The sequence below is a fragment of the Amycolatopsis jejuensis genome, from assembly GCF_000717335.1.
GTDB classification, from domain to species: Bacteria; Actinomycetota; Actinomycetes; order Mycobacteriales; family Pseudonocardiaceae; genus Amycolatopsis; species Amycolatopsis jejuensis.
Genome location: NZ_JNYZ01000043.1, coordinates 58445 through 81146, shown reverse-complemented (window position 1 = coordinate 81146; position 22702 = coordinate 58445). Strand labels below are relative to the sequence as shown.

At 67.4% G+C, this 22702-nt stretch carries 24 protein-coding genes; 11 read left to right on the top strand and 13 right to left on the bottom strand.

Translation table 11 applies throughout. From position 1 onward, the window contains the following. Window positions 1-229 precede the first annotated feature (229 nt). Window positions 230-1231 (top strand): cyclase family protein, encoded by a 1002-nt coding sequence (locus OO71_RS41020; protein WP_051792919.1) that lies wholly within the window; start codon window positions 230-232, stop codon window positions 1229-1231. Beyond that, window positions 1228-2439 (top strand): M20 metallopeptidase family protein, encoded by a 1212-nt coding sequence (locus OO71_RS41015; RefSeq protein ID WP_033295452.1) that lies wholly within the window; start codon window positions 1228-1230, stop codon window positions 2437-2439. Before OO71_RS41020 ends, OO71_RS41015 begins: the two co-directional genes overlap by 4 nt. 8 nt (window positions 2440-2447) lie before the next feature. On the opposite strand, the gene OO71_RS41010 is transcribed toward OO71_RS41015, so the two are convergent. Further along, on the bottom strand, window positions 2448-3611 hold the full coding sequence (locus OO71_RS41010) for an MFS transporter (protein WP_033295451.1): 1164 nt from the start codon (window positions 3609-3611) through the stop codon (window positions 2448-2450). Between the two features lie 80 nt (window positions 3612-3691). Here OO71_RS41010 and OO71_RS41005 point away from each other — a divergent pair, with 80 nt between their 5' ends. Next, entirely contained in the window at window positions 3692-4270 is a 579-nt protein-coding gene (locus OO71_RS41005) for a helix-turn-helix domain-containing protein (RefSeq protein WP_033295450.1), read from the top strand. Here the strand turns inward: OO71_RS41005 and OO71_RS41000 are convergent. Continuing rightward, complete coding sequence (locus tag OO71_RS41000) at window positions 4267-5760, bottom strand: AMP-binding protein (protein ID WP_033295449.1); 1494 nt, start codon at window positions 5758-5760, stop codon at window positions 4267-4269. The genes OO71_RS41005 and OO71_RS41000 overlap by 4 nt on opposite strands. 50 nt (window positions 5761-5810) lie before the next feature. Here OO71_RS41000 and OO71_RS40995 point away from each other — a divergent pair, with 50 nt between their 5' ends. Continuing rightward, the gene (locus OO71_RS40995) at window positions 5811-6395 is read left to right on the top strand and encodes a TetR/AcrR family transcriptional regulator (RefSeq protein ID WP_033295448.1); all 585 of its coding nucleotides are present in this window, start codon (window positions 5811-5813) and stop codon (window positions 6393-6395) included. Between the two features lie 7 nt (window positions 6396-6402). On the opposite strand, the gene OO71_RS40990 is transcribed toward OO71_RS40995, so the two are convergent. The 6 genes from OO71_RS40990 to OO71_RS40965 form a co-directional block, all read right to left on the bottom strand. After that, window positions 6403-7491 (bottom strand): GNAT family N-acetyltransferase, encoded by a 1089-nt coding sequence (locus OO71_RS40990; protein WP_033295447.1) that lies wholly within the window; start codon window positions 7489-7491, stop codon window positions 6403-6405. Next, complete coding sequence (locus OO71_RS40985; RefSeq protein WP_051792917.1) at window positions 7484-8389, bottom strand: SDR family NAD(P)-dependent oxidoreductase; 906 nt, start codon at window positions 8387-8389, stop codon at window positions 7484-7486. Before OO71_RS40985 ends, OO71_RS40990 begins: the two co-directional genes overlap by 8 nt. Beyond that, on the bottom strand, window positions 8386-8757 hold the full coding sequence (locus tag OO71_RS40980) for a Zn-ribbon domain-containing OB-fold protein (protein ID WP_033295446.1): 372 nt from the start codon (window positions 8755-8757) through the stop codon (window positions 8386-8388). The genes OO71_RS40985 and OO71_RS40980 overlap by 4 nt, the downstream gene beginning before the upstream one ends. Continuing rightward, on the bottom strand, window positions 8750-9901 hold the full coding sequence (locus OO71_RS40975) for an acetyl-CoA acetyltransferase (RefSeq protein WP_033295445.1): 1152 nt from the start codon (window positions 9899-9901) through the stop codon (window positions 8750-8752). The genes OO71_RS40980 and OO71_RS40975 overlap by 8 nt, the downstream gene beginning before the upstream one ends. A gap of 90 nt (window positions 9902-9991) precedes the next feature. Further along, window positions 9992-11320: an amino acid permease gene (locus OO71_RS40970; RefSeq protein WP_033295444.1), complete on the bottom strand. Its 1329-nt coding sequence runs from the start codon at window positions 11318-11320 to the stop codon at window positions 9992-9994. A 231-nt stretch (window positions 11321-11551) separates the two neighbouring features. Then, the gene (locus tag OO71_RS40965) at window positions 11552-12061 is read right to left on the bottom strand and encodes an ACT domain-containing protein (protein ID WP_033295443.1); all 510 of its coding nucleotides are present in this window, start codon (window positions 12059-12061) and stop codon (window positions 11552-11554) included. 164 nt (window positions 12062-12225) lie between these two features. On the opposite strand from OO71_RS40965, the gene OO71_RS40960 reads away from it, so the two are divergent. After that, on the top strand, window positions 12226-12657 hold the full coding sequence (locus tag OO71_RS40960) for an Lrp/AsnC family transcriptional regulator (protein ID WP_245633947.1): 432 nt from the start codon (window positions 12226-12228) through the stop codon (window positions 12655-12657). 6 nt (window positions 12658-12663) lie between these two features. Here the strand turns inward: OO71_RS40960 and OO71_RS40955 are convergent, their stop codons facing one another. Then, entirely contained in the window at window positions 12664-13161 is a 498-nt protein-coding gene (locus tag OO71_RS40955; protein ID WP_156096807.1) for a GbsR/MarR family transcriptional regulator, read from the bottom strand. A gap of 118 nt (window positions 13162-13279) precedes the next feature. Between OO71_RS40955 and OO71_RS40950 the strand changes: the two genes are divergently transcribed. The 3 genes from OO71_RS40950 to OO71_RS48010 are packed head-to-tail and all read left to right on the top strand — an operon-like array spanning window position 13280 to window position 17599. Further along, window positions 13280-14911 carry a DUF885 domain-containing protein gene (locus tag OO71_RS40950; protein ID WP_051792913.1) on the top strand — a complete coding sequence of 544 codons (1632 nt, stop codon included), beginning with the start codon at window positions 13280-13282 and terminating at the stop codon, window positions 14909-14911. A gap of 25 nt (window positions 14912-14936) precedes the next feature. Further along, the gene (locus tag OO71_RS40945) at window positions 14937-16304 is read left to right on the top strand and encodes an MFS transporter (RefSeq protein WP_033295441.1); all 1368 of its coding nucleotides are present in this window, start codon (window positions 14937-14939) and stop codon (window positions 16302-16304) included. 17 nt (window positions 16305-16321) lie between these two features. Next, window positions 16322-17599 (top strand): alpha/beta hydrolase, encoded by a 1278-nt coding sequence (locus OO71_RS48010; RefSeq protein ID WP_051792912.1) that lies wholly within the window; start codon window positions 16322-16324, stop codon window positions 17597-17599. A gap of 40 nt (window positions 17600-17639) precedes the next feature. Here the strand turns inward: OO71_RS48010 and OO71_RS40935 are convergent, their stop codons facing one another. After that, complete coding sequence (locus tag OO71_RS40935; RefSeq protein WP_245633946.1) at window positions 17640-18074, bottom strand: cytotoxic translational repressor of toxin-antitoxin stability system; 435 nt, start codon at window positions 18072-18074, stop codon at window positions 17640-17642. After that, window positions 18050-18469, bottom strand: coding sequence for a prevent-host-death protein (locus OO71_RS40930; RefSeq protein WP_033295439.1), 420 nt, complete (start codon window positions 18467-18469; stop codon window positions 18050-18052). Before OO71_RS40930 ends, OO71_RS40935 begins: the two co-directional genes overlap by 25 nt. Window positions 18470-18592: 123 nt before the next feature. On the opposite strand from OO71_RS40930, the gene OO71_RS40925 reads away from it, so the two are divergent. Next, window positions 18593-19402, top strand: a complete 810-nt coding sequence (locus tag OO71_RS40925; protein ID WP_033295438.1) for a class I SAM-dependent methyltransferase — start codon at window positions 18593-18595, stop codon at window positions 19400-19402. Here the strand turns inward: OO71_RS40925 and OO71_RS40920 are convergent. Further along, window positions 19399-19647, bottom strand: a complete 249-nt coding sequence (locus OO71_RS40920; protein WP_033295437.1) for a hypothetical protein — start codon at window positions 19645-19647, stop codon at window positions 19399-19401. The two genes, OO71_RS40925 and OO71_RS40920, sit on opposite strands and share 4 nt — an antisense overlap. A gap of 363 nt (window positions 19648-20010) precedes the next feature. On the opposite strand from OO71_RS40920, the gene OO71_RS51815 reads away from it, so the two are divergent. Together OO71_RS51815 and OO71_RS40910 are read left to right on the top strand one after the other, a co-directional pair. Next, the gene (locus tag OO71_RS51815; protein ID WP_063740177.1) at window positions 20011-21189 is read left to right on the top strand and encodes a type IV toxin-antitoxin system AbiEi family antitoxin domain-containing protein; all 1179 of its coding nucleotides are present in this window, start codon (window positions 20011-20013) and stop codon (window positions 21187-21189) included. A 176-nt stretch (window positions 21190-21365) separates the two neighbouring features. Then, the gene (locus OO71_RS40910; protein ID WP_245633945.1) at window positions 21366-22160 is read left to right on the top strand and encodes a nucleotidyl transferase AbiEii/AbiGii toxin family protein; all 795 of its coding nucleotides are present in this window, start codon (window positions 21366-21368) and stop codon (window positions 22158-22160) included. Window positions 22161-22281: 121 nt separating this feature from the next. On the opposite strand, the gene OO71_RS40905 is transcribed toward OO71_RS40910, so the two are convergent. Further along, window positions 22282-22488: a hypothetical protein gene (locus OO71_RS40905; protein ID WP_425388745.1), complete on the bottom strand. Its 207-nt coding sequence runs from the start codon at window positions 22486-22488 to the stop codon at window positions 22282-22284. Window positions 22489-22702: the final 214 nt, after the last annotated feature.

Below are 22702 nucleotides of genomic sequence, written 5' to 3'. Positions count from 1 at the left end.
CCGCCACAAACCCCACCGCCCCCGCCCCGCCACAAACCCCGCCCGCAATCCCCCAAACGAAGCGATCGTTTGCTTTCCCCGGTACCTCCGGGTAGCTTGAGCGCACGACAGCGGCGGCCCGCAGCAGCCCGTGGCGACCACCCTCGCCCCCTCCGTCCTGCCCGCATTCCCGTCCGCGGCGAGGGCCGGTCGCGCCTGTCCACATCGGACCCGACGATCAGGGAGACCCATGCCCAGCGAAATCCCCACGTACGCGGAACTGTGCACCCGCACCGATGCACCGGCCGGTTCGGCCTGGGGCGTCTTCGGCGCGGACGACGAGCTCGGCACCCTCAACCACCTCACCCCCGAGCGGGTGCTCGCGGCGCGTGCGGCGGTGCGCACCGGCGAGGTCGTCAACCTGAACCTTCCGCTCGAGGCATTCGACCCGCCGATGAGCCCGTACCGCAAAAGCCTCCAGCACAACATGTACGCCAATTACGACTACCACCGCGACGAATACCTCGACAGTTTCTACCCGCAAGCGAGCACCCAGATCGACGGTTTCCGGCACATCGGCCATCCCGTGCACGGCTTTTACAACGGCGCCGATCCCGAGCGATTCCGTGCGGGTGATCCGTTCCTCGGGATCAACCGGTTCGCCGAACACGGCATCGTCGGGCGCGGGGTGCTGGTCGACGTCGACCGGTTCCGGCGGGCGCAGGGGCGGCCCATCGACCACGCCGCTGCCGAGGCCATTCCGATCACCGACATTGCCGACGCGGCAACGGATCGGGGCGTCGAGTTCCGGCCCGGCGACATCCTCCTCATCCGCACCGGCTGGGTGCACCGCCACCTGCACGAGCTGACCCCGCAGGAACGGCACGAGGAAAAGAGCCCGCTCAACGTGTCCGGGCTGAAGGCAAGCAGGGAAACCGTTTCCTGGCTCTGGGACCACCAGTTCGCGATGATCGCGGTCGACAATTTCGGCGTCGAATCCTATCCGGCACCCGACGATTCCCCCTTCCGCACGGAAGCGGAAGAACGCGGCGACGTTCCGCGCTCGTACGCGGGCGTCATGCACAATTCCCTCATTGCTTTGCTGGGATTCCCGCTCGGTGAACTGTGGGATCTGGACGGCCTCGCCGAGCGCTGTGCCCGCGACGGTAACTGGGATTGTCTCGTCGTCGCGAGCCCGCTGAACCTCACCGGCGGCACCGGATCGCCCGCAAACGCTGTCGCAATCCGATGAGCAGCACAAGCATTCTCGACGACGCCCGCGGTATGCAGGACGACCTCGCGCAGTTCCGCCGCCGCCTGCACGCGGACCCCGAAGTCGGCCTCGACCTGCCGCGCACGCAAGAACGCGTGCTGCAGGAGCTGGATCCGCTCGGGCTCGAAATCTTCACTGGAAAAGACGCGACCTCGGTCATCGGCGTGCTGCGCGGTGGTGCGCGAAACGAATCCGAGCCGCACGCGGTAATCCTCCGCGCCGACATGGACGCGCTCCCCATTCCGGAACGCACCGGCCTCGATTTCGCCGCCACCAACGGCGCCATGCACGCCTGCGGGCACGACCTGCACACCGCTTCCCTCATCGGCGCCGCGCGATTGCTGCACCAGCACCGCGACCGCATTTCCGGCGACGTGGTCTTTATGTTCCAGCCCGGCGAAGAAGGCTACGACGGCGCGGGACTCATGGTACGCGAAGGAATTCTCGACGCCGCCGGTTACCGCGCCGACGCCGCTTTCGCTTTCCACGTCTTTTCCGCCGGCCTGCCCAGCGGGGTCGTCAGCAGCAGGCCAGGCCCGGTGATGTCGGCGTCGCACCGGCTCCGGGTCCGGGTGAACGGCGCCGGCGGGCACGGCTCGATGCCGCACCGCGCCAAGGATCCCGTGCTCGCCGCTGCGGAAATGGTCACCGCGCTCCAGGCCATGGTGACCCGGCGGTTCGACATCTTCGACCCGGTCGTCGTCACCGTGGGCCGCCTCGCCGCCGGGACCCGGCACAACGTCATTCCGGAAAGCGCCGAATTCGAAGCCACCGTAAGGACTTTCTCCGACCGGACGACCGGCGTGATCCAGTCCCGCTTGGACACCACTCTCCACGGAATTGCCGCAGCGCACGGCGTCGAAGCCGAGATCCGGCTCGACGAGGAAACGGAACTGACCGTCAATACCGAACGCGAGGTCCGCTTCGCCGCCGAGACAGCCCAATCCGTACTCGGCGACGAAGGATACCGGCCACTCGCCGATCCCCTTGCTGCATCTGAGGATTTCTCCCGGATCCTGCGCCGCGTACCCGGTGCTTTCCTCGCGCTGGGAGCCACCAAACCCGGCCTGGACCCGGAATCCGCCCCGAACAACCACAGCCAGTACGCCAATTTCGACCCCGCGGTCCTATCCCGAGCCGCCGCCGTATACGCGGAAATCGCCATCCGGCGATTAGCCCGGACGTAAGGAGTACGTCATCGCGCACGGTCGAGAAAGATCAGCAGAACCGCGCTGAGGGCGAGAACCGCTCCCACCACACAGACAGCGGGCAGCACAGCTCCTTGGGTGAGCACGGCTCCCGCGAGGACCGGAGTGATGCTGATACCCAGCTGGAACGCGGAGACCGTCGTCGCCCCGGCCAGGGTCGGTGCGTGCGCAGCAAGTGCGAACACCCGGCCGTAGAGGGCGGGGTTCAGCACAAAGGCCGCGATACCCAGTAAGAACGCAAGAAGAGCCACCGCCCAGCCGTGGCGGATCGCGACGACCATGACCAGAGACAGGACCGCAATCCCGACGGCTCCGCATGACAGCGCAGCGTGCGGCCTCCGGTCGGCGATCCGGCCCCCGGCAGACAGACCGAGGAACGCGCCGACCCCGAAGAGCACGAGAACCGCCGGGATCCACGCTTCGGGAAGCCGGGTGATACCGGCGAGCATGGCGGCGAGGTAGTTGTACGTGAGCATGTAGGCCGCGGTCGTGAGAACGGTGATCGCCCAGATACCCCAGAGCCGGGGATTGCGGATGACAGCCAGTTCTCGCGAAACGTCGGGCTCGGCAGCGGAGCGTCCGTCCGGGATGGCCCGACAGCCGATCAGTCCGACGAGGGTGAGCGCGACGACCGCCCAGAAACCGCCCCGCCATTGGGTGAAATGGCTCAGCAGCGTGCCGGCCGGACCACCGGCGACCATCGCGACGCTGAGACCGCTCACCACGACCCCCGAAGCGCGGGCATTCCGGTCCGGGGTGACGAGGTTGATCGCAGTCACCGTCGCGACGGCGAAGAACCCGGCGTAAGCGATCCCCGCAACCGCCCTGGCGACGAGCAGGATCGGGTAGCCGCCCAGCAGTCCCGCAGCGACGCTGACCGCGAAGATCCCCTGGGTGACCATCAGCGCGGTACGCCGTTTCCAGCGCAGGCTGAGCACCGCGAACGGCGGACCGCCGATCACGACACCGAGCGCGAACGCGCTGATCAGATATCCGGCCGAGGACAGCGAAACGCCGAGGTCCGCGGCCACCGCGGGAAGTACTCCGGCCAGCAGGAACTCCGCGCTGCCCATCGCGAACAGGCAGAACCCGAGCACGTACACGCCGGTCGGCAACCTGCGGGACACCGCTCCCGGTACCAGTGCGTCCATGGGAACCAAGCATCCGGAGGTCGTCCGGAAATCGACAACCATCGTTGCCGTTTCCGGGACGAACCGGCAGACTGGCGCAGGTGGACGACCAACCCAGCGTCGGTGCCGTGCTCGACCAGATCGCTCCGCGCCTGCGCGATGCCCGCGAGAAGAAGAACGTCAGCCTGGCCGCCCTCGCCCGCGCGACCGGAATCTCCACCAGCACCCTGTCCCGGCTCGAGTCGGGGCAGCGCAAACCCAGCCTCGAGCTGCTTCTCCCGGTCACGGCCGCGCTGGGGGTCCCGTTCGACCAGATCGTCGCTGCCCCGCGCATCGTCGACCCCCGCGTGCCCCAGCAAGCCACCACGAGGGACGGCCGCATCCTCATCCCCCTTTCCCGGCAGCAGGGAGAACCACGCGCGTACAAGATGGTAATCCCGGCCCACGACGGGGATCCGCACCTGCGGACCCATACCGGCCACGAATGGCTCTACGTCCTGCGCGGGCGGCTTCGCGTGCAGCTGGGCGATCACGACTTCGTAATGGGCGCCGGGGAAGCAGCCGAGTTCGACTGCCGGATTCCGCACTGGTTCGGCGCGGCCGGGCGCGGCAGCGTCGAGGTGCTCAGCCTCTTCGGCAAGTCCGGCGAGCGCATCCACCTCCGCGCCTCGCACCGTTAGGTACGCTCCGCCTGCAAAGCCGACCGGCGCAATTTCCCCGCCTCGTCCCGCGGAATCCGGGCCACCATCTCATACGACTTGGGCAGCTTGTACGCCGTCAGCTGCCCCCGCATGAACTCGGCCAAGCGCTCTTCACCAAGACTCGAACCGGCAGTCAGCTGCACAATCGCATGCACCGCCTGTCCCCATTCCGGATGCGGCAAGCCGATCACGGCCGCGTCGAAAACCTCCGGGTGTTCCAGCAACGCTTCCTCCACCTCGGCCGGATAGATGTTCGCGCCACCGGAAAGAATGAGGTCGACCCGGCGATCGGCCAGATACAGGTAACCCTCCTCGTCGAGGCGGCCGAAGTCCCCGACCGTGATGAACCCGTCGGCCGTCGAGGGGGCCGGATCGCTGCCCCGGTATTCATAAGTCGGACCAGGGTAATGTGGCCGCATATAGATCATGCCCACCTCACCCACCGGCACCTCGCGCTCGTCGTCGTCGAGAATTCGCGTGTCACAGCCGACCGGTTTGCCCACGCTGCCCTCGTGCGTAAGCCATTCGCCGCCGCTGATCGTCGACGCCCCGGGCACCTCGGTGGCGCCGTACAGCTCGTTCACCCGGTCCGGGCCCAGCAGGTCGATCCACTGCTTCTTGAGCCACCGCGGGCACGAAGCCGCGCCGTGGAACAAGGATTCGACGCTGGACCAATCCCGCTCGGCGACCCCGTCCAGACGCATGATCCGCATCATCATCGTGGGCACGGCGAACAAGAAGTTGACCCGATACCTCTCCACGCAGTCGACCACCGCCTCGGGCGTGAACTTCTCCAGCACCACGAGGTGGTGCCCGAAGAACAGTCCCCAATACCCCCAGCCGAACGGCGCATTGTGGTACAGCGGACCGGCGACGAGCTGCGTCTGGTCCGGCCGGAACCCGATGCCCAGCGCCACCGCTTCGAGCGCGTGCCCCTCGGCGGTCCCGGCCACCGCGCCGGGGTTGCCCCACGGCAGCGGGTCGACGATCAGCTTCGGCACCCCGGTCGACCCGCCGGAGCACACCGCTTTCCCGGGCCGGGCATCGGCAAGGCGCCAGTCCGGGTCCTGTTTCGCCGGAATCTCCTCGGGCGACACTGCACCGGGTTCCAGCGAGACCACCAGGTCCGGCCGGGCCAGCGCGAGGATCTGGTCGCGTTCGCGGGCGGGCATGTCGTACCGCAGCGGCACGACGCACGCGCCGAGCTTCCACACCGCAATCGTGGTGAGGACGTGCTCGACGGAGTTGCGCAGTTTCACCACCACCATGCTGTCCGGCCCGATGCCGCGCGCGGCCAGCCCGGCGGCGAACGTGTCGCTGCGCGCGTCCAGCTCCGCCCAAGTCAGCCGGGTCGTCGCGGACTGCGCGACGAACGTCAGCGCCGGGTCATCCGGCCGCACCTCGCCGAGGTGCTTGATGCGTTCGCCGTACGGGACGTACCGGTCGAATGCGAGCCGCTTCGGGGTCATTGCACTCCTCATGAGCGAACGCTTGCTATGCAAGCTGATACCATGGTCATATGCCCCGCCCCACTCGCGTCCACGAGATCGTCGCCGCGGCCACGCAGCTGTTCGCCGAACGCGGGTTCCAGGGAACCTCCGTGCGCGCGATCGCCGAGGCCGCCGGTATGCAGTCGGGCGGGCTGTACTCGCACTTCGCCTCCAAGGAAGCGCTGCTGTACCACATCGTCATCGAGACTTTCCAGAGCCAGTACGCGGTACTGGACGAGATCCGCCGCAGCGACCTCGAACCGGCGGAGAAATACCGCGCCGCGTTCCTGGCGCACGTCAAGTCCAACTTCGCGATCGGCGCGGACTCGGCGTCGCGCATCTTCCTCACCGAATGGCGGTACCTGGTCGGGAAGGAACTGCAGGACGTGATCGAGCGCCGCCGGTCGTTCGAGAAGATCTGGGACGACATCATCGTCGAGGCCATCGACGCCGGGGTGTTCCGCAAGGACGTCGATTCGCACATGGCCGGGCTCGTCACCATCTCGGTCGCGAACTGGGCGATCATGTGGTTCAACCCGCAGGGCCGCCAGACGCTCGACGAGGTGTTCGGCAAGGCCGTCGACGAGATCCTGCAAGGGTTCCTGGCGCACTGACCACACCTCAGAAGTGCTCGAAGAACCACGGCGCGGTACCAGCGAACAGCACGGCGAGGCGGGCGTCGGACGCGCTTGCGTGGCCGGTGAACAGCGCGGCGAACGTGGCAGCATCCACCGTCACGTCCGGTTCGGCGTCGGTTTCCGCCGCTCGACAACGGCCGTCCCGCACGGAAAGCCGCAGCGTGGTGACGTCCGCGATCCGCAGCACCAGCGTCAGGTCGAGGGCGGTGTTGTACCCGCGAGCGGTGAGCGCAGCCGGGTAGTCGAGGATTTTGGTCATCCACGGGTGTACCCAGTCCATCAGCACCGGCGCGTCGAAAAGCTGCGCCAGGCCGTCCGACGGGCCGCCGAACCAGGAGATCTCCTCGCCGGGTGAACCGGCCTGCCCGAGCGCGTGGAGCAAAGCCCGAGCGGCGGGAACCGTCGACGCCACGATTTCCCGCGCCCGGATGCGGTGCCGGAAGGTGAATTCGCCGAGCGGCGCCGGGATTTGGTCCCAGAGCGCATATCCGGTCACCTCGTCGCCACGGCTCGCAACAACCGCGTACGGCTCCCCCGGCCGGACAAGGCCGTCCCACCAGGCCCGGTCGCGGTGGATCAGTCCATTGTGGATCCGGGCGCATGCTTGGTAGACCCGGTCGAGGTCATCGCCGTCCGTGAACCAGCGGACGTCGTCGCGTTCCTGACCACTCCGAAGCGCTTGCGGCGACACGTGGTGCCGGTACCGGAATCCGGCGATCTCGAACCCGGCCCGCCGGTACGGCGCGACTGCCGACGGGGTCAACGTCGCAATGGCAGCACCGTTTTCCTCGGCCAGTACCGGCCCGAGCAGATCCGCCATCACGCCACCGCCGCGGCTCGGCAGGTCGACCATCACCGACGAGATCGTGAGGCACGGGACCGGCCTGCCCCCGAACCACTGCCCGGCCCGCCGCGCCAGCAACGCAGCGACCGGCGTGCCGCCGCGTTCGAGGACCCGGCCGTGCTGCAGCCAGGTCGCCACGTCCAATGGCGCGGAGAAACACTGGTGCCGCAACCGTTTCACGAACGGTTCGTCGCGAGCCTCGAAGGGCCGGGTGGTCGAGTCATCCATCGGCGGGTGCCTTCTCGTCGAATGTTTCCAGGAACTCCAGCGCCGTCGGCCACTTCGGCAGGTCCCGGCCGATCCGGCGGTCGAGGTCTTCCAGCGTCCAGCGGCCGTCCGTCGTGAAGTGCCGCAACGGGGTGGGCGGCGCGAAGAGCCGGACCTCGTTGCCCGCCACGGAAAACACCTGTCCGGTGGCGGTGCATCCCGGCGAGGCCAGCCAGCCGACCATCGGCGACACGTTCGCCGGGTCCCAGAAATCGAATCCGCCGGCCTCGGCGGGCCGGTCGAACTGCTCGGTGGTCGGCATCGCCTGCACGGCCAGCCCGGTGCGCGCCGACGGGGCGATCACGTTCGACCGCACGCCGATCGCCTCGCCCTCCAGCGCCAGCACCGAGGAAAGCCCGACGATCCCCAGTTTCGCCGAGGTGTAGTTGCCCTGCCCGAAATTGGCCATCAGCCCGCCGATGGAACTCGTGTGCACAATGGACCCACGGACCGGATTTCCCGCCTTGACCTGCTTCTTCCAGTACGCCATCGCGTGGATCGACGGCGCCGCGTGCCCCTTGAGGTTCACCCGGAGGACGTCGTCCCATTCGGACTCCGTCATGTTGGCCATCGTACGATCGCGGACGATTCCGGCATTGTTCACCAGGATGTCCAGCCCGCCGAAGGCGTCGACGCATGCGTCCACCAGGTCCCGCGCCTCGGTCCAGCCCGAGATGTCGCATTGGTGGGCAGCCGCGGAAAACCCTTGTGCGGCAAGCTCTTCGACGACCTCGTCGGCCCGCGCGAGGTCGCACACCAGCACGGAAGCCCCGAGACTCGCGAGGTACCGGGCATGGGCGCGGCCCAGCCCGCCAGCCCCGCCGGTGACGATGGCGGCGCGACCGGCCAGCGGCTTCACGACGCCCGTCCGAACGACAGCACCGGACGCTCGTCCGTCTGCCGCCACTGCGCCACCACCCGGTCACCGATCGACACGCCGTCCGGCACCGGCCCGAGCAGCCGCGGGCCTTCGTCGAGCTCGACGAGCGCGACCGTGTACGGCGGCGGCAATTCGTCGTGCACCGGCAAATGAACGGTGACGCACGAATACACCGTGCCCGATCCGGATGCCTCGACCCACGCCAGGTCGGCCGAGGTGCACCCGATGCAGAATGGCCGAGGATAAAGCTGGTGCCGTCCACAGGAACCGCAGCGCTGGACGGCCAGTTTCCCTTCCGCGGCCGCGGACCAATAGGGATCGGTGGTGGGATCGAGCAGGTCAGTCATTCGTGAGCACCACCGTCGCACTGTAGGAGCACAGCCCGCCGATGCCGTTCACCAGCGCGGTTTTCGGCCGCGGGCCCACCTGCCGAGCCCCGGCCTCCCCGCGCAGCTGGCGGACTGCCTCGATGAGCAGGAAGATCCCGAATGCACCGGGATGAGTGTAGGACAAACCGCCTCCTGACGTCATGGCCGGCAATTTCCCGCCCGGCCGGAGATGACCTTGGTGGAACATTTCCCCACCGGCGCCTTTCGCGCAGAAACCCAGATCCTCGAGCTGCAGGATGGGCGTGATGGTGAAGGCGTCGTAGGGCTGGAAAACGTCGATGTCCGACGGCCCCATCCCGGCCATTTCGTACGCGCGCCGTCCGGATTCCACCGCGGCCGTGCTGGTGAGGTCGCGCCGCTGGTGCGGATGCCAGTGCGTATGACTCTCCCCCCAGCCGCGGATGGCGACCGGCGGCCGCTTCGCCGCCCGGGCCCGCTCGGCGGTCGTGACGATGATGACTCCGCCACCGTCGGTGATCGGGCAGCAGTCGAGCTTCTTGAGCGGACCGCAGATCCGGTCGGACGCGAGGACGTCCTCGATCGTCAGCGGGTCCCGCCGCCACGCCTTCGGGTTCAGCTGCGCCCACTCGCGGCCGGAGACCGCGACCGACGCGAGCTGCTCCTCGGTCGTCCCGTACTCGTACATGTGCCGAGCCGTGACGAGCGCGAAATGCCCGATGGGAACGGGTAATCCGGCCGGCTGGTCGAACTGCGCGGTGAGCGATTCGGGCGGCCACGGGGCGAGAACGTGCTTCCGGGAACGCTTGCGGAGCGTGCGCTGCCGCGAGGCGTACGCGAGCAGAGCGACCTCGCACTGCCCGGCCGCAATCGCCGCCATGGCGTGCCCGACGAACCCGACCCACGAACCGCCGCCGAGATCCGACGAGTCCGCGTGCGACGGCTCGATGCCGAGATACTCGCCGAGCTGGACCGAGCCTTCCTCGCCGAGGTAGTTGACGAAAAGCCCGTCGACCTCGCGCAGCCCGATGTTCGCTTCGCCGAGCGCTTCCCGTGCCGCGAGCGCGATCATGGACAGCTCCGACTCGCCGGTCACGTGCCCGAGCGGGCTCTCGGCCACCCCCGCGATGGAGAACTCCGGCATTTCTTTCCCCTCCGGGACAGTCCCTTGATTAAAAGTGAACGATCGCTTTGTTAGAATGACATGGGTGATTCCGCATGTCAACGCACTGGGTCAGGCGTGCGCCCGCCGCCGCACGGAGGCGACAATCCCGTACGCACCCAGCACCACCCCGAGCGCGAGCAGGCTCAATCCGGCCTGCAACCGGGTGTCGGGATAGACGAGCATGATGATGTCGGTCCCGATGAGGGCCAACGCGCAGAGCAGCCCGAGCCACGGATGCGCCCACATCCTCACCGGCAGCCGCGCGACCTCGTCCGCCGTCAGCCGCTTGCGCATCCCCACCTGCGACAGGCAGATGAAGGTGTACACGATCAACGCCACCGCGCCCGCGGAATCGAGAATGAACGCAAAAGCCTTCTCGGAGGCGAAAAAGTTGATCGCGGCACCGAGTACTCCCCCGATACCGCTCAGCAGTACCGCCCGCCACGGCACCCCACGCCGATTCCGGCGGGTAACTGCCGCCGGAGCCCAGCCGTTCGCCGAAAGACGGAACAGCGTCCGCGAACACGCGTAAATGGAGGAGTTGACGATCGAGAGAACCGCGACGAGCACCACGACGTCCACGATCTCCGCGGAATAGGGAATGCCGATCTTCGCGAACGCAGCCGCGAACGGGCTCGAATCCGGCGGGATTTCCGGGAACGGCAGCACGAGCAGGAGCGCGACCACCGAACCGACGAAGAACAGGATGATCCGCCAGGCGGCCATGCGCGTGGTCCGGATGACGGAGCGGCCGGGGTTTTCCGACTCCGCGGCAGCGATCACCGCGATTTCCGTGCCGAAGTACGACAGCACCGCGGTCACCAGCCCCTGCACGACCGGCCCGAAACCGCCGACGAGGAACGGCGCGTGTGTCAGGTTGGTGACCCCGACGAAATGCGCGCCGGGCAGCAAACCGAAGATGAACAGCAGCGCGCCACCGACCAGTACGACAATCGTGCCGATCTTCACGCTGGCGAGAAGGAACTCGGATTCCCCGAACGTCCGCGCGGAATACAGGTTGAGCCCGACGAACACGATCATGATCACCAAGGAGCACAACCAGCTCGGCGCCCCGACCCATGCACCGACGATCTGCCCGGCGACCACCGCTTCGAACGCGATGACGCCGATGAAGAAATACCAGTACATCCAGCCGACGGAGAATCCCGCCCAGGCTCCCAGGCCTTCCTTGGCGTAGTCGACGAACGACCCGAGACCGGGCCGGGCGAGGGCCATCTCGCCGAGCATCCGCATGACGAAGAAGACGATGGCCCCGCCGAGGACGTACGACAGGATCGCCCCGGCGCCCGCCGCGCGGACCACCTCGCCGATCCCCACGAAGAGCGAAGCGCCGATACAGCCGCCGATGGCCAGCAGCGTGACATGGCGGTTCTTCATCCGCCCACCGCGGTGGGCACCCGGCGGCGAAGCACCCCGGGCCGTCGACGAAGCCTCGGATGACGTCAACTCTGACATCGCAGAACCTCCGGATCGGTAGGGACGATGACGCGGAACCTCCGGAGGACGGCGTCCTGCCGGGGTTCGTGAACGCTAGCTCTCCGCTCGAAGGAAAGCAAGCGATCGTACAGTTTGATCGACCTGACAAAACGCCGACGGCCGGGCCTGGGGTCAGGAGGTCGCGCGCGGGTGCCGACGGCGGAAGCTGCCGCGCATCGCCGACACGGCACCGAACAGCGTTTCCTGCACGCCGTAGGGCCGGAGCTCCTCGACGAACTCCGCACACTGCTCGGGATGCGCGGAAAGGTGGACGCGGACGTCCCGTGCGTCGGAGTCGAGGATCTCGGCCCCGAACCGGCCGACGATCCGTCCGATGTGGACCAGATCGTCGGACTCGGGCCGCAGCGCCACGAAAACGGCCTGCCGCCAGTGGTTGCCGTCGCCGGTGATGCCGACGACCTTGACGACGTCCACGAGCCGGTTCATGCGCTTGATCAGCAGCTCGAAGTCACGGTCCTCGCCGGGCCGCAGACCGAGCTGGATCCACCAGGCCGGCGCACCGGGCAACCGGCTGATCTGCATGCTGTCCACCGCGACCCGCCGCTGCGCGAGGAGGCTGCACACCCGCGCGGGAACCGCGTGCGCGTCGGTGGCGATCAGGGACAGCACGTGGGCAGGCATGAGCGACACCTCCAGGGCAGGGGCAATCCCGAGATCTTGCTGCCTCCCTCCCTTCGCTGCAACAATGACGCACCATGTGCGCCCAAGAAGCAAAAAACAGGAAGACTTCTACTCCTGAGACAGATACTTACTTGCCCGAGGCAGCGGAAACCGAGCCCGTCCCCGTGGACGCCATCGACCGGCGCATCCTGGACCTCCTGCGCGAGGACGCCCGCCGCACCGTCCGCGACATCGCCGACCACGTGGGCCTCACCGTCGCCCCGGTCAAACGCCGCATCGACCGCCTGGAAGCAACGGGCGTCATCGACGGCTACACGGTGCGCATCAACCCGGCCCGCATCGGCCCGGACCTGGAGGCGGTGGTCGAACTGCGGGTCGCCGGGAACATGGACCTGGAAACCATCCTGTCGTTCTCGTCGCACGTCCCGGAAGTCACGGAAGTCCTCACCCTGGCCGGCGACCCGGACGCCCTGATCCGCGTCCGCGCGAGAACCATCCACGAACTGCAACGGGTGGTGAACGTGCTGCGCACGAGCGACAAGGTGGCGGGGACGAAAACGCTGGTGGTACTGGGCACTTGGGCGAAGGGGAAGTAGCGCCGGTCACCCGGCCGGCGGCGCGAACACCTCGCCCGGATGCCCGGCCCGCCACTTCTCGTATCGGGTCGCCAGATGGGGCAGCTCGTTCCCGACGAAGGCATAGAAGTTGCGCATGTCGCGGATCCGCGCGCGGGCGGCGTCCCCGAGATCGGTGGCGAGCTGCCGGTCCAGCGCGGCCACGATGCCGTCCATCGACCGTGCACTGTCGCGGTACATCCCCGCCCACGCGTCCGGGCGCAACCCGAACAGATCCCGCCTGGTCTCCGGGTCCACCGTGCGTTCGGCGATCCCGAGCTGGACCAGGAGGCGGCCCATGTTGGACACCGTGGCCGCGCTGGCATCCAGCTGCGCCAGCAGTTCCTTGCTGGAGAGGCGCGGCTCGTCGGCGGTGAGCAGCAGGGCGAGCATCCGCGCGGCCATCCGCGGCAGGTGCGGCGCGAAGCGGATCTTGAGCTCGTCACCGAACTCCGCCAGCTCCGGCGACAGGGACCGGTCCTCCATGATCACAGGGTAACAGTAGACGTCGTTCAATCATTGCTAAACGAGATTTACTCTTGACTGAACGACGTTCACCTGCCAATACTCAGCTCCCACGTCAACGGAGACCCCGGGAGCGCACGTGCAGGAACCCCCCACCGGTACTCGCCTGGCCGACCTGGCCGAGGAGTACTTCGTCCGCAAGCTTTCCCACGACCCCTTCACCGCGTCGATGCTCGGCGAACCCGGTTACGCAGACCAGGTCCCGGACCCGTCGCGGACCGCTGCCGAAGAGCACCTCGCCCGGCTGCGCTCCCTGCAGGACCGGCTGGCCGCGCTTCCGCCATCCGGCCCGGACGAGCAGGTGACCCGGCGCGTACTGGCGCGGGTCCTGGAGGGCGACATCGGCGAGATCGCCTTCGGCCTGAACGATTTCGCGATCTCGGCTTCGGTGTCTGCGCCCCAGACAACGGTTTTCCAGGTCTGCGGCATGCCCGGTGCCGCCTCCCTCGATCGGCTGGCGGCCTTGCCGGAGTACTTCGCGAGCTGGTCCGCCCGCTACCAGGAGGCGGCACACGACGGCCGGTTCCCGCAGGCAAGCGGCGTGCAAGCCGCGATCACCCAGCTCGACGTCCACCTCGCCCGGCCACTCGACGACGATCCCATGCTACGCCCGCTCGCCGACGTCGATCAGGCACGCGCGCTCATCGCCGACCGCATCCGTCCCGCGATCGCCGCATTCCGGGACGACCTCGCGAATTCCCTGCTGCCACAAGGACGTTCCGATGATCAGGCCGGTGTGTGCCACACCCCCGGCGGCGCCGAGGCGTACGCCGATGCGGTCGCCCGGCACACCCGGCCCGGGCTCACCGCCGACGAGATCCACGAAATCGGGCTGACCGAACTGGCCGGAATCCACGACGCACTCGCGACCGTCGGACAGCGTGCTCTCGGCACGGCGTCGGCCGGAGAAACGCTGGCAGCGCTGAGAAACGACCCGGCACTGCGGTTCGGCGGCTCCGGCGAGATCGTCGCCATGGTCGAGGCTGCGCTCGGCCGAGCCACCGCGGTACTGCCGAAGTACTTCCGCCCGTACCGGATCCCCGAATGCGTCACCCGCGAGGTCGACGTGGTCGAGGCGGAAACCGCACCGCTCGCCTACTACCAGCCACCGGCTGCCGACGGCGGTCCCGGGACGCACTGGGTGACCACCACCGAACCGCACACCCGATTCCGCTACGAGTACGAAGCTCTTGCCTTCCACGAGGCAGTGCCGGGACATCACCTGCAGATCTCGGTCGCGCAGACCCTGGAAGACCTGCCCCGGTTCCGCCGCCAGATCTCCGGTTCGGTCACGGCGCACGTCGAGGGATGGGGCCTGTACGCCGAACAGCTCGCCGACGAGATGGACCTGTACACCAGCGACATCACCCGGCTCGGCAGGCTGTCCGCCGACGCCTGGCGGGCCTGCCGGCTCGTGGTCGACACCGGGATGCACCACCGCGGCTGGTCGCGTGCCCGGGCCATCGCCTTCCTGCGGGACAACACGGCCACCACCGAAACGAACGTCCGCAACGAGATCGACCGCTACCTGGCGTGGCCCGGCCAGGCGCTGGCTTATCTGATCGGCAAACGCGAAATCCTCCGGCTCCGCGAGGCCGCCCGCACCCGGCTCGGCCTCCGTTTCGACCTCGCGGAGTTCCACCACCAGGTGATCGGCCACGGAGCGCTGCCGCTCGACGTGCTCGGCTCCGTGGTCACCGGCTGGTCCTGATCCGCCCCTATCTTTTGGAGACGTCATGTCCCGCTCCCCTCGCGGCGCGCTGGTCCTCCCGGTCGTCGCACTCCTCGTCATCGTCATCGGCGCGCTGGAAAGCATGACCATTCCGGTGCTGTCCCTCATCGGCACCGACCTCGCGCTGACCCCGGCCCAGACCGCGCTGATCCCGGCCACGCTGGTCATCACCGGCGCCATCGCGACCCCGCTCACCGGCTGTCTCGCCGACCGGCTCGGCGGCAGGCGGGTACTGGTCACCGTGTCCGTCGTCGTCGCCATCGGCGCAGCCGTTTCCGCGGCCGCCCCGTCCTTCCCGCTGCTGCTGGCCGGACAAGCCCTCCAGGGCATCGGCGCGGGTGTGCTTCCGCTCGGATTCGTTCTGCTGCAAGAGAACCTCGCGAACGCGAAACGGACGGTCGCGGTCGGCGTCGTCACCGGGGTGTTCGTCATCGGCGGTACCCTCGGTGTCGTCCTCGCCGGGCCGATCGCCGAAAGCCTTTCCTGGCGCTGGATGTACGCACTCCCGGCCATCGTCATCGCGGCCGGGGCGATCGCCTGCCACTGGGCGATGCCCGCCTCCGCACCGGCGGGCGGCCCGAAGATCGACTGGGCCGGCGGTGCGTTGCTCGCGGTATTCCTGTTCGCGCTCATGACCGGTCTCACCGAACTCCCCGCACTCGGCTGGACGTCCCCCGTCGTCCTCGCGTCCCTCGGCGGGTTCGCGGTGCTGGCCGTGCTGTGGGTGCTGGTGGAACGCCGCTCCGCCAGTCCGCTGGTCGACCTCGGCATGCTCGGCAAACCCGGGATCGCCGGAGGAATCCTGGTCGCGATGGCCCTCGGCGCCGGCTACGCGATGGCGTACCTGATCATCCCGCAGATCGTCGTCTCTCCGGTGGTGACCGGGTACGGTCTCGGCGGCACCCCGAGCGATGTCGGCCTCTATCTGTTGCCCGGCGCCGCGCTCGCGGCGGTGGCCGGACCGGTGGCCGGTGGGGTGAACCGGCGCTTCGGCTCCCGCGCGACGCTGGTCGGCGGGCTCGCCATCACGGTCGCCGGATGCCTCTGCGGTGCCTGGCTGCACCACACGGCGGAGCAACTGATCCTGCTGTTCGTGCTGCTCGGCATCGGCGTCACGACGGCGTCCACGGCCTTGATCAACGGAACCGTCGACGCCGTCCCGCCGGAGAAGACCGGTGCGGCCAGCGGCCTGAACATCGTCGCGCGCGCGATCGGCGTCGCCATCGGTTTCGAAATCGCCGGAGCCATCCTCACCGGAACTCCCGCGTTCGAAACGGCATTCCTCACCGCCGCCGCTCTTGCCGCAGCGGGCGTCCTCGTCGCGAGGGCGCTGCCGAAGGGCCGCGCCGTCGCCGTCCCTGCTGTCGCATGACCCCATTGGAGAGATCGATGACTCATTCGCTCGTGGACGCCGTCCGCTCGGGACAGTCCGGTGCGGTGGAAGAACTGACGTCGGCATTGCGCCGGGCAGGCGGTCCGCTCGTCGAGGCACATCCCGACGGCGGCTGCGAAGTCACCTTTGTCTACTTGGGACCGGCTCATCACGTAGCCGTTTCTTCACAGCTCACCATGGACAGCAGCGGCCGTCCCGCCGCTCTGCAGGCCATCCCGGACACGGAGGTGTGGTACTTGACGGTCCCGGTCGCGGACGCGCGTACCTCCGTCAGCTACACCTATTCCGTCGACGCCCGCGACCTCTCGCTGGCCGAAACCATGGCGCTGGTACAGAATCGGGACGAATTCCTGAACCTCATCACCGAACATGCGAAAGCAAGCCGTCCGGACCCGTTCAACGCCGACCGCATTCCTTCTCTGCACACCGTCATCGCGCCCGGCCTCCCTGCCGACGCCCAGCACGAATCGGTGCTGACCCTGCCTGAGGCAGCCACGGACACCTGGTTCGCCCCCGGCACCCCACCCATGGCGGAGTACCACTTGCACTCCCCCGTCTTCGGCGACGAGCGCACCGTGACCGTGTACCGGCCGCCCTCATGCACCGAGCCGACGCCGTTGCTCCTGCTGCTGGACGGCGAGTACCACCTGCCGCATTTCCCCGCGGTACTCGACAATCTCATTGCCGCAGAAGCGATTCCACCCACGGTGGCGGTTTTCGTCCACAACAAGGACGCCATGTCCCGAATGGCCGAGATGTGCTGTAACCCCGCACTGGTGAAGCATTACGCCGACGAACTGCTGCCGTGGGCGCAGTCCCACTGCAACGCCGGTACTGATCCGCGGACCACGATCGTCTCCGGAGCCAGCTACGGCGGCCTCGGCGCGGCCTGGCTCGCCTACACCCGGCCGGACCTGTTCGGTGGTGTGCTGTCCCTGTCCGGCTCTTTCTGGTGGGGCGAGCGCGGAATCTACGGCAGCGGCGAGGGCCCGTACCCGCTAGGCCGTGACGACGAACCGGAATGGCTCACCCGGCAGTTCGCCACCGCACCCCGCGCGGCGACCAGGTTCTGGATCGCCGCCGGCACCCTCGAAACCCAGCCGCTCGGCACCGGTCCCAACCTGCTGACCACCAACCGCCACCTGCGAGACGTGCTGCTCGCCAAAGGCTGCGACGTCGGGTATGACGAGTACCCCGGAGGACACGAGCACGCAGGCTGGCGCCGTACCTTCCCGGACGGCCTGCGGTACCTCCTCGCGGGCGCCCGCACCTGATCCCTCCGGTCCCGGCGATGTCACCGCATCGCCGGGCCGGTCACCCGCCCTCGGTCCAGAACCGGTTGACGCGCGCGATCGCCTCGTCCCGGGTCATGGCGGCGACCTCGTCCTCCCGCAGGCGAACCTGGTGGATCAGCAGGTGCACCACCTGCGCGGGCACCGCCTCAGCCACCACCCGCGGGGCGGTTCTGCCCGGAACGACCCCGTCCTTCACGCACGCCCAGAATTCGGCCTCGCTGATGCACAATTGGTCCCGCAGAACGTGTGCCCACATTTTCGGGCCGTACGTCGCCTTGTCCGGAGGGCGCGAAACCCGGGTACGCAGGATCCGTCCATCGGGCAAGTGCAACTCGTACGTGAGGTGCTCCCCTCGCGCATTCCGGACCTCCTGCCAGCCTTCCCGGCGGCAGAAGGTGTCGAGATCCTCGCGCGTGGGCGCAGGCCGGTTCATTGCGTGGAACTCACCAGCCATGCTCGCAGCTCGTCGTCGTCGCTCAGTTCGATCAACTGGACCAACCCCCAGTTGTCCCGGTGGTTCGGCGCGTCCCGCAGCCGGTCCTGCCAGTCGGCGGAGTACTCACGCAGCGCATCGACCATGTCCTCGATCGCGTCATCGAACGACACCGCATCCGCGGCAACCGGAATCCCGGGAATGAACACCGACCATCCGCCGTCCTCCGCGACGACCTCCGCCCGCGACGGAACCACTGACGCGAGGAAATGCCGCATCCTCCCGGCGTCCACCACGACGGCGGTGGAATCGTCGCGCCGCATGGTCGCGACGCGCCCCTGCCCGGCCGCGTCGAACAGCTGCTTCAGGTTGTTGCGGGCATCGCTGTAGGTGTCGAAATGGACCGAGGCATTCACGTTCAGTCCCTCCAAGACTCATGACCGGACGGCGGCGGGTGCCGCACCAACGATCGACACCCAGTATCCCTCACGTACGTGAAGTACGTCAAGTACGTAGAGGGAGTGCAGTAGTGTTCGAGGGTGAAGGAACTCGTCGGTGTGCAGAAGACGCTCAGCCCGGTGCTCAAGGCAAAAGCGCTGGACAACCGCCTGCCAGAACCGATTCTCGGCGACCGCTACGCGGAAGAGACGATGCGCCGTCTCGACCCCGGCTACGACCACCGCAGATTCGGCACCAGCCAGCTGGGCCTGGCGGCCGTGGTGCGGGCAAAAGCACACGACGAGTGGGCTCGCCGCTTCCTGTCCGCACACCCGGACGCTGTGGTGCTCCACCTGGGCTGCGGCCTGGACGCAAGGATGTACCGCCTCGACCCACCGGCAACGGTCGACTGGTTCGACGTGGACTACCCGAGCGTGATCGAACTGCGGCGCCAGTTCCTGCCCCCACGTGAGCACTACACGCTGATCGCATCGAACGTCACGAACCTGACGTGGCTGGACCAAATCCCGCGCAACCGACCGACGCTGCTGATCGCGGAGGGCCTGGTGCCATACCTACCGGAGCCCGCCGCACGACGCCTGCTGACCACCGTGGTCGACACTTTCCCAGGCGGCCAGATCCAGCTCGACACGGTGTCGGTATGGGCCTGGCGAACGTCGAAATGGGACCCGACGTTGCGCAAGTACGGCACGCAGTTCCACTGCGGCTTCGACGACCCATCCGCACTGGCCGACTGGCACCCACGCCTGGAATACGTCGACGAAGCACCGATGAACGACTCCCCGGAACTGATGGCCAAGGCACCGGCGAATGTCCGGCGGGCGTATCGGTTGCTGAACCTTTTGCCGGGCATGAAGAGGTCGACCCGGATCGTACGTTTCCGGTTCTAGCGTATGCTTCCCCGGTGAGCCCTGGCGACGATACCTGAAGCGACAACACGGTTTGCTTCATTCTCGGCGATGTCAGCAACAATCGCGACAGCTTCCTCGTCTGCGTAGACTTCACGAGAACGCCCGTGCCTCAGCATGCGCTGACGCTTCTCAGCATCAGTTTCCCGCTGCGCCGCAGCCTCCTTCTCGGCGATCTCTGACTGGATTCCCGCCAGCACCTGTTCGCGACTCATCGGCTCGGTCATGACACTTCGCCCTCTCCTTCAGCGGCCGCCCGGTAGGCACGCAAGTCGGCCCGGTTCGCCTTCCAGCATTGATGCCAGAGTGATCCACCTGGTCGATGATCACCTGATCACAAACCACGCTGCAGCCGAGCGCTCGGGAGGTTCGAGCAGCCGTTGCCGGGCCGCCCAGCAATGATCAGCATCTCGACGAGCCTGCGAATCGTCGACGTGGAGTACCGCGAGCCAGCTCATGTCATACAGACAGCGTTTCCTACGTTCGTTGACTTCATATATTACATCAAGAGCAGCGTTAATTACACTCTAGACGAAACCTTTGCGTCACAGGTTGAAACAAACGCTGTATAAGCGTGTAGGATTCGAGGTATGGAGACTCAGCGCGCCCTTGCGCAGCTCGGCACCTGGACAGCCGATCAGTGGGGCATGGTCACAGCGAAACAGGCCAAGAGCGTGGGCGTGGACGCTGTGACCCTGCACCGGCTAAAGGGAGCTGGTTTCCTGGATCTGGTCCGCCGTGGCGTGTACGCCTCGACGGCAGCTGGCATCACCGACGCCCAGGAAGAGCAAGCCGTTTGGCTCACGCTTCGACCGGAAACTCCCAGCTGGGAACGACAGCCCCTGGAAACCGACGGAGGCGTGGTCTCGCATGCGACGGCAACGAGGCTGCACCAGGTCGGGGAGCTGGTCAACGACCGAATCACACTGACAACGCCGCGCCGGCGGAGCAGCCGCGACCCCGACGTGTGGCTACGCCCCGGAGATCTGGCAGACGAGGATGTGACTCTGATCGACGGACTGCCCGTCACGACGATGCTGAGGACCGTGTGCGACCTGCTCGAACAACACCTCGATGGCAGTCACGTTGCCACCGTTATCCGCGAGGCCGTGGTGGCCGGGAAGCTGCGCCTCGACGAGCTCGCCGACCGCATCACCCCCTACGCCCGCCGCTACCGAGTCCGGCCCACGTCCGGGGATGCGCTGCTGGAACACCTTCTCGAGCAGATCGGTCTGACCACCGCCGAGCTCGCAATTCGCCCCGCGCGCCTCGGCCACCAACCACTCACCACACGGATGGAACTTGCGGCGAGCGGCGCGCCGATCTTGGACCTTCCCCCGGAAGCCGCCAGCCGTCTCCTCCGTGACCTGCTCCCCGCAGCATCCGGCATCGGAGCACTGCATAGGACCGATCTCACGTCGGCACTGATGTCCGAGCCAGCGGCTGGTCTCGCCAGCGCCGTCGCCAAGCTGGCGACGGACGCAGCTGCCTCGACGTTGGCTCTGTCTCCGACAGCGCCCCTCAGCGACCTCATCGGCCACAGCGACGTCGTCGCGCGGATCGCCGCATTGACCACGGGCAACACCCTGAGCGCGCAGGCGCTCACCGGGTTGTCGCCTCGCTCGCGCGAGGACGTCCTGGACGGAGCGTTGGGACGCGACGCCGCCGCGGCCTTGGCCCGGGTCCAGGCTAGGCTGACCACTCTTAGCGACCAGCAGTCTTCCACCACGCAGACTCAGGACAAGGCTGACCGCAAAGAACTTGACTAACCGCGTCACGAAAATGAGCCGAGCGACCACTAACCATCATGCCCCCTCTTGATCCGCCGCGACCGATGACATCCAGGGCCTTACGCGCTTCGCTAAGCGATAGGGCGAAAAACGCTGCCCGAAGCACCGGCAGCTCGCCGAGAGAACTACTTGACCTGTACTTCCATCGCCGCCTGATGGCCCGGGTTTTCCATCATGACCCGCAAGGCTGGGTCCTCAAGGGCGGTCAGGCTCTGCTCGTGCGCTGGCCGGCTGCGCGGTACTCGACCGATGTCGACCTGCTTTCCGCCGAAGACACGGTCGACGCCGCGGTGAAAGCCCTGAAGCGAGCGGCGGAGGTTCAGCTCGACGACCATCTCTCTTTCGAGCACTACGAGTCGTCCGCTGTCGCCAACATGGAGCGCCGTACTCAGAAGATCAAATTCCGAGTGATGGCCGCCCACGCCGAGTTGACCAGGGTAAGTGTTGACGTGGTCGCGTCCAGCCACCTTCCTCACGGCAAGATCGTCACCGCGCCCTTGGTGCCGACCTTTGCCACAGACTGTAAGACGTGGCCCGAAATACGCATGTACCCACTCGAGGACCACGTCGCCGAGAAAATCTGCGCGATGTACGAAATGCACGGACCGGCTGCAACTATCAACTCCAGCCGGTACAAAGACCTCGTCGACCTCGTACTGATCATGCTCAAAGAGACGCTGGAGGGCCGCGCCGTACACACAGTCCTGCACAAGGAAGCCGAGCGCCGGATCGCACGAGGTACGACATTGACGTTGCCTGCCGCCTTTACCGTGCCGAACAAAACGTGGGACGCCGGTTACCGGGCAGCCGCTGCGGGCGTCCGCGAGCTTTCGACCGAGTTCCGCTCGCTCACCGGCGTCATGGACTTGGCGGACGCGTTCGTCACGCCCCTGCTGCAGACAGCCCCGCCAGCAGGTCAGTGGCACCCGGCGCAGCGCAGTTGGCAGTAGGCGAGGGCAGAAGCCGTTCACTGCAGCTGGCAGTGCCGCCCAAGCACCGTTCGTGACGCCCCAGACCTGCGTCGAGCGACAACCGTCGATCTGGTCCAGAGGCGGTAGACGCGGTTCCGAATCAGCGACCGAGCCACGGAGAAAGCACGACCTCGAGATCCGTGTCCGACAACGCACCCTGCCCACACCCGTGCCACCGAGAGGCCGCCCGAGCAGCGTGGTAGTCCACCTCGAATGCCCGCATCAGGACGTACATGAAGCTCATCGCGTCGAAGCGTTCGCCCAGCAACGTTCGTGCCGTTCGGGCTGCCTCTGCTGCGCTGTTCACGTCGGCCAGTTTCAGTTCCTCCGCCGCCGGATCGAGCAGGCTCGGCGCACACAACAAGACGACTACTCCAACTCTGAAAAGGAAAACTCAACCCTCAGCAGCAAGCTGCCCGCACGCCGCCGCAATGTCCTGACTGTCGCCTGCCATGAGCATGGGACCACCGTTTGCCACGAGCTAGGGACCATCTCGGGCCGGCGGTCGCGGGCCGTGTGTT

Excerpts from the sequence above, each read along its gene's own strand:
- OO71_RS40955 (WP_156096807.1), bottom strand. The coding sequence starts at position 13,161 with ATGGAGGACCGGTCCCTGTCGCCGGAGCTGGCGGAGTTCGGTGACGAG.
- OO71_RS40995 (WP_033295448.1), top strand. The coding sequence starts at position 5,811 with ATGCCCCGCCCCACTCGCGTCCACGAGATCGTCGCCGCGGCCACGCAG.
- OO71_RS40910 (WP_245633945.1), top strand. The coding sequence starts at position 21,366 with ATGGCCCGGGTTTTCCATCATGACCCGCAAGGCTGGGTCCTCAAGGGC.
- OO71_RS40965 (WP_033295443.1), bottom strand. The coding sequence starts at position 12,061 with ATGCCTGCCCACGTGCTGTCCCTGATCGCCACCGACGCGCACGCGGTT.
- OO71_RS41020 (WP_051792919.1), top strand. The coding sequence starts at position 230 with ATGCCCAGCGAAATCCCCACGTACGCGGAACTGTGCACCCGCACCGAT.
- OO71_RS51815 (WP_063740177.1), top strand. The coding sequence starts at position 20,011 with ATGGAGACTCAGCGCGCCCTTGCGCAGCTCGGCACCTGGACAGCCGAT.
- OO71_RS41000 (WP_033295449.1), bottom strand. The coding sequence starts at position 5,760 with ATGACCCCGAAGCGGCTCGCATTCGACCGGTACGTCCCGTACGGCGAA.
- OO71_RS40920 (WP_033295437.1), bottom strand. The coding sequence starts at position 19,647 with ATGACCGAGCCGATGAGTCGCGAACAGGTGCTGGCGGGAATCCAGTCA.
- OO71_RS41015 (WP_033295452.1), top strand. The coding sequence starts at position 1,228 with ATGAGCAGCACAAGCATTCTCGACGACGCCCGCGGTATGCAGGACGAC.
- OO71_RS40980 (WP_033295446.1), bottom strand. The coding sequence starts at position 8,757 with ATGACTGACCTGCTCGATCCCACCACCGATCCCTATTGGTCCGCGGCC.
- OO71_RS41010 (WP_033295451.1), bottom strand. The coding sequence starts at position 3,611 with ATGGACGCACTGGTACCGGGAGCGGTGTCCCGCAGGTTGCCGACCGGC.
- OO71_RS48010 (WP_051792912.1), top strand. The coding sequence starts at position 16,322 with ATGACTCATTCGCTCGTGGACGCCGTCCGCTCGGGACAGTCCGGTGCG.
- OO71_RS40990 (WP_033295447.1), bottom strand. The coding sequence starts at position 7,491 with ATGGATGACTCGACCACCCGGCCCTTCGAGGCTCGCGACGAACCGTTC.
- OO71_RS40935 (WP_245633946.1), bottom strand. The coding sequence starts at position 18,074 with ATGGCTGGTGAGTTCCACGCAATGAACCGGCCTGCGCCCACGCGCGAG.
- OO71_RS40945 (WP_033295441.1), top strand. The coding sequence starts at position 14,937 with ATGTCCCGCTCCCCTCGCGGCGCGCTGGTCCTCCCGGTCGTCGCACTC.
- OO71_RS40970 (WP_033295444.1), bottom strand. The coding sequence starts at position 11,320 with ATGAAGAACCGCCATGTCACGCTGCTGGCCATCGGCGGCTGTATCGGC.
- OO71_RS40975 (WP_033295445.1), bottom strand. The coding sequence starts at position 9,901 with ATGCCGGAGTTCTCCATCGCGGGGGTGGCCGAGAGCCCGCTCGGGCAC.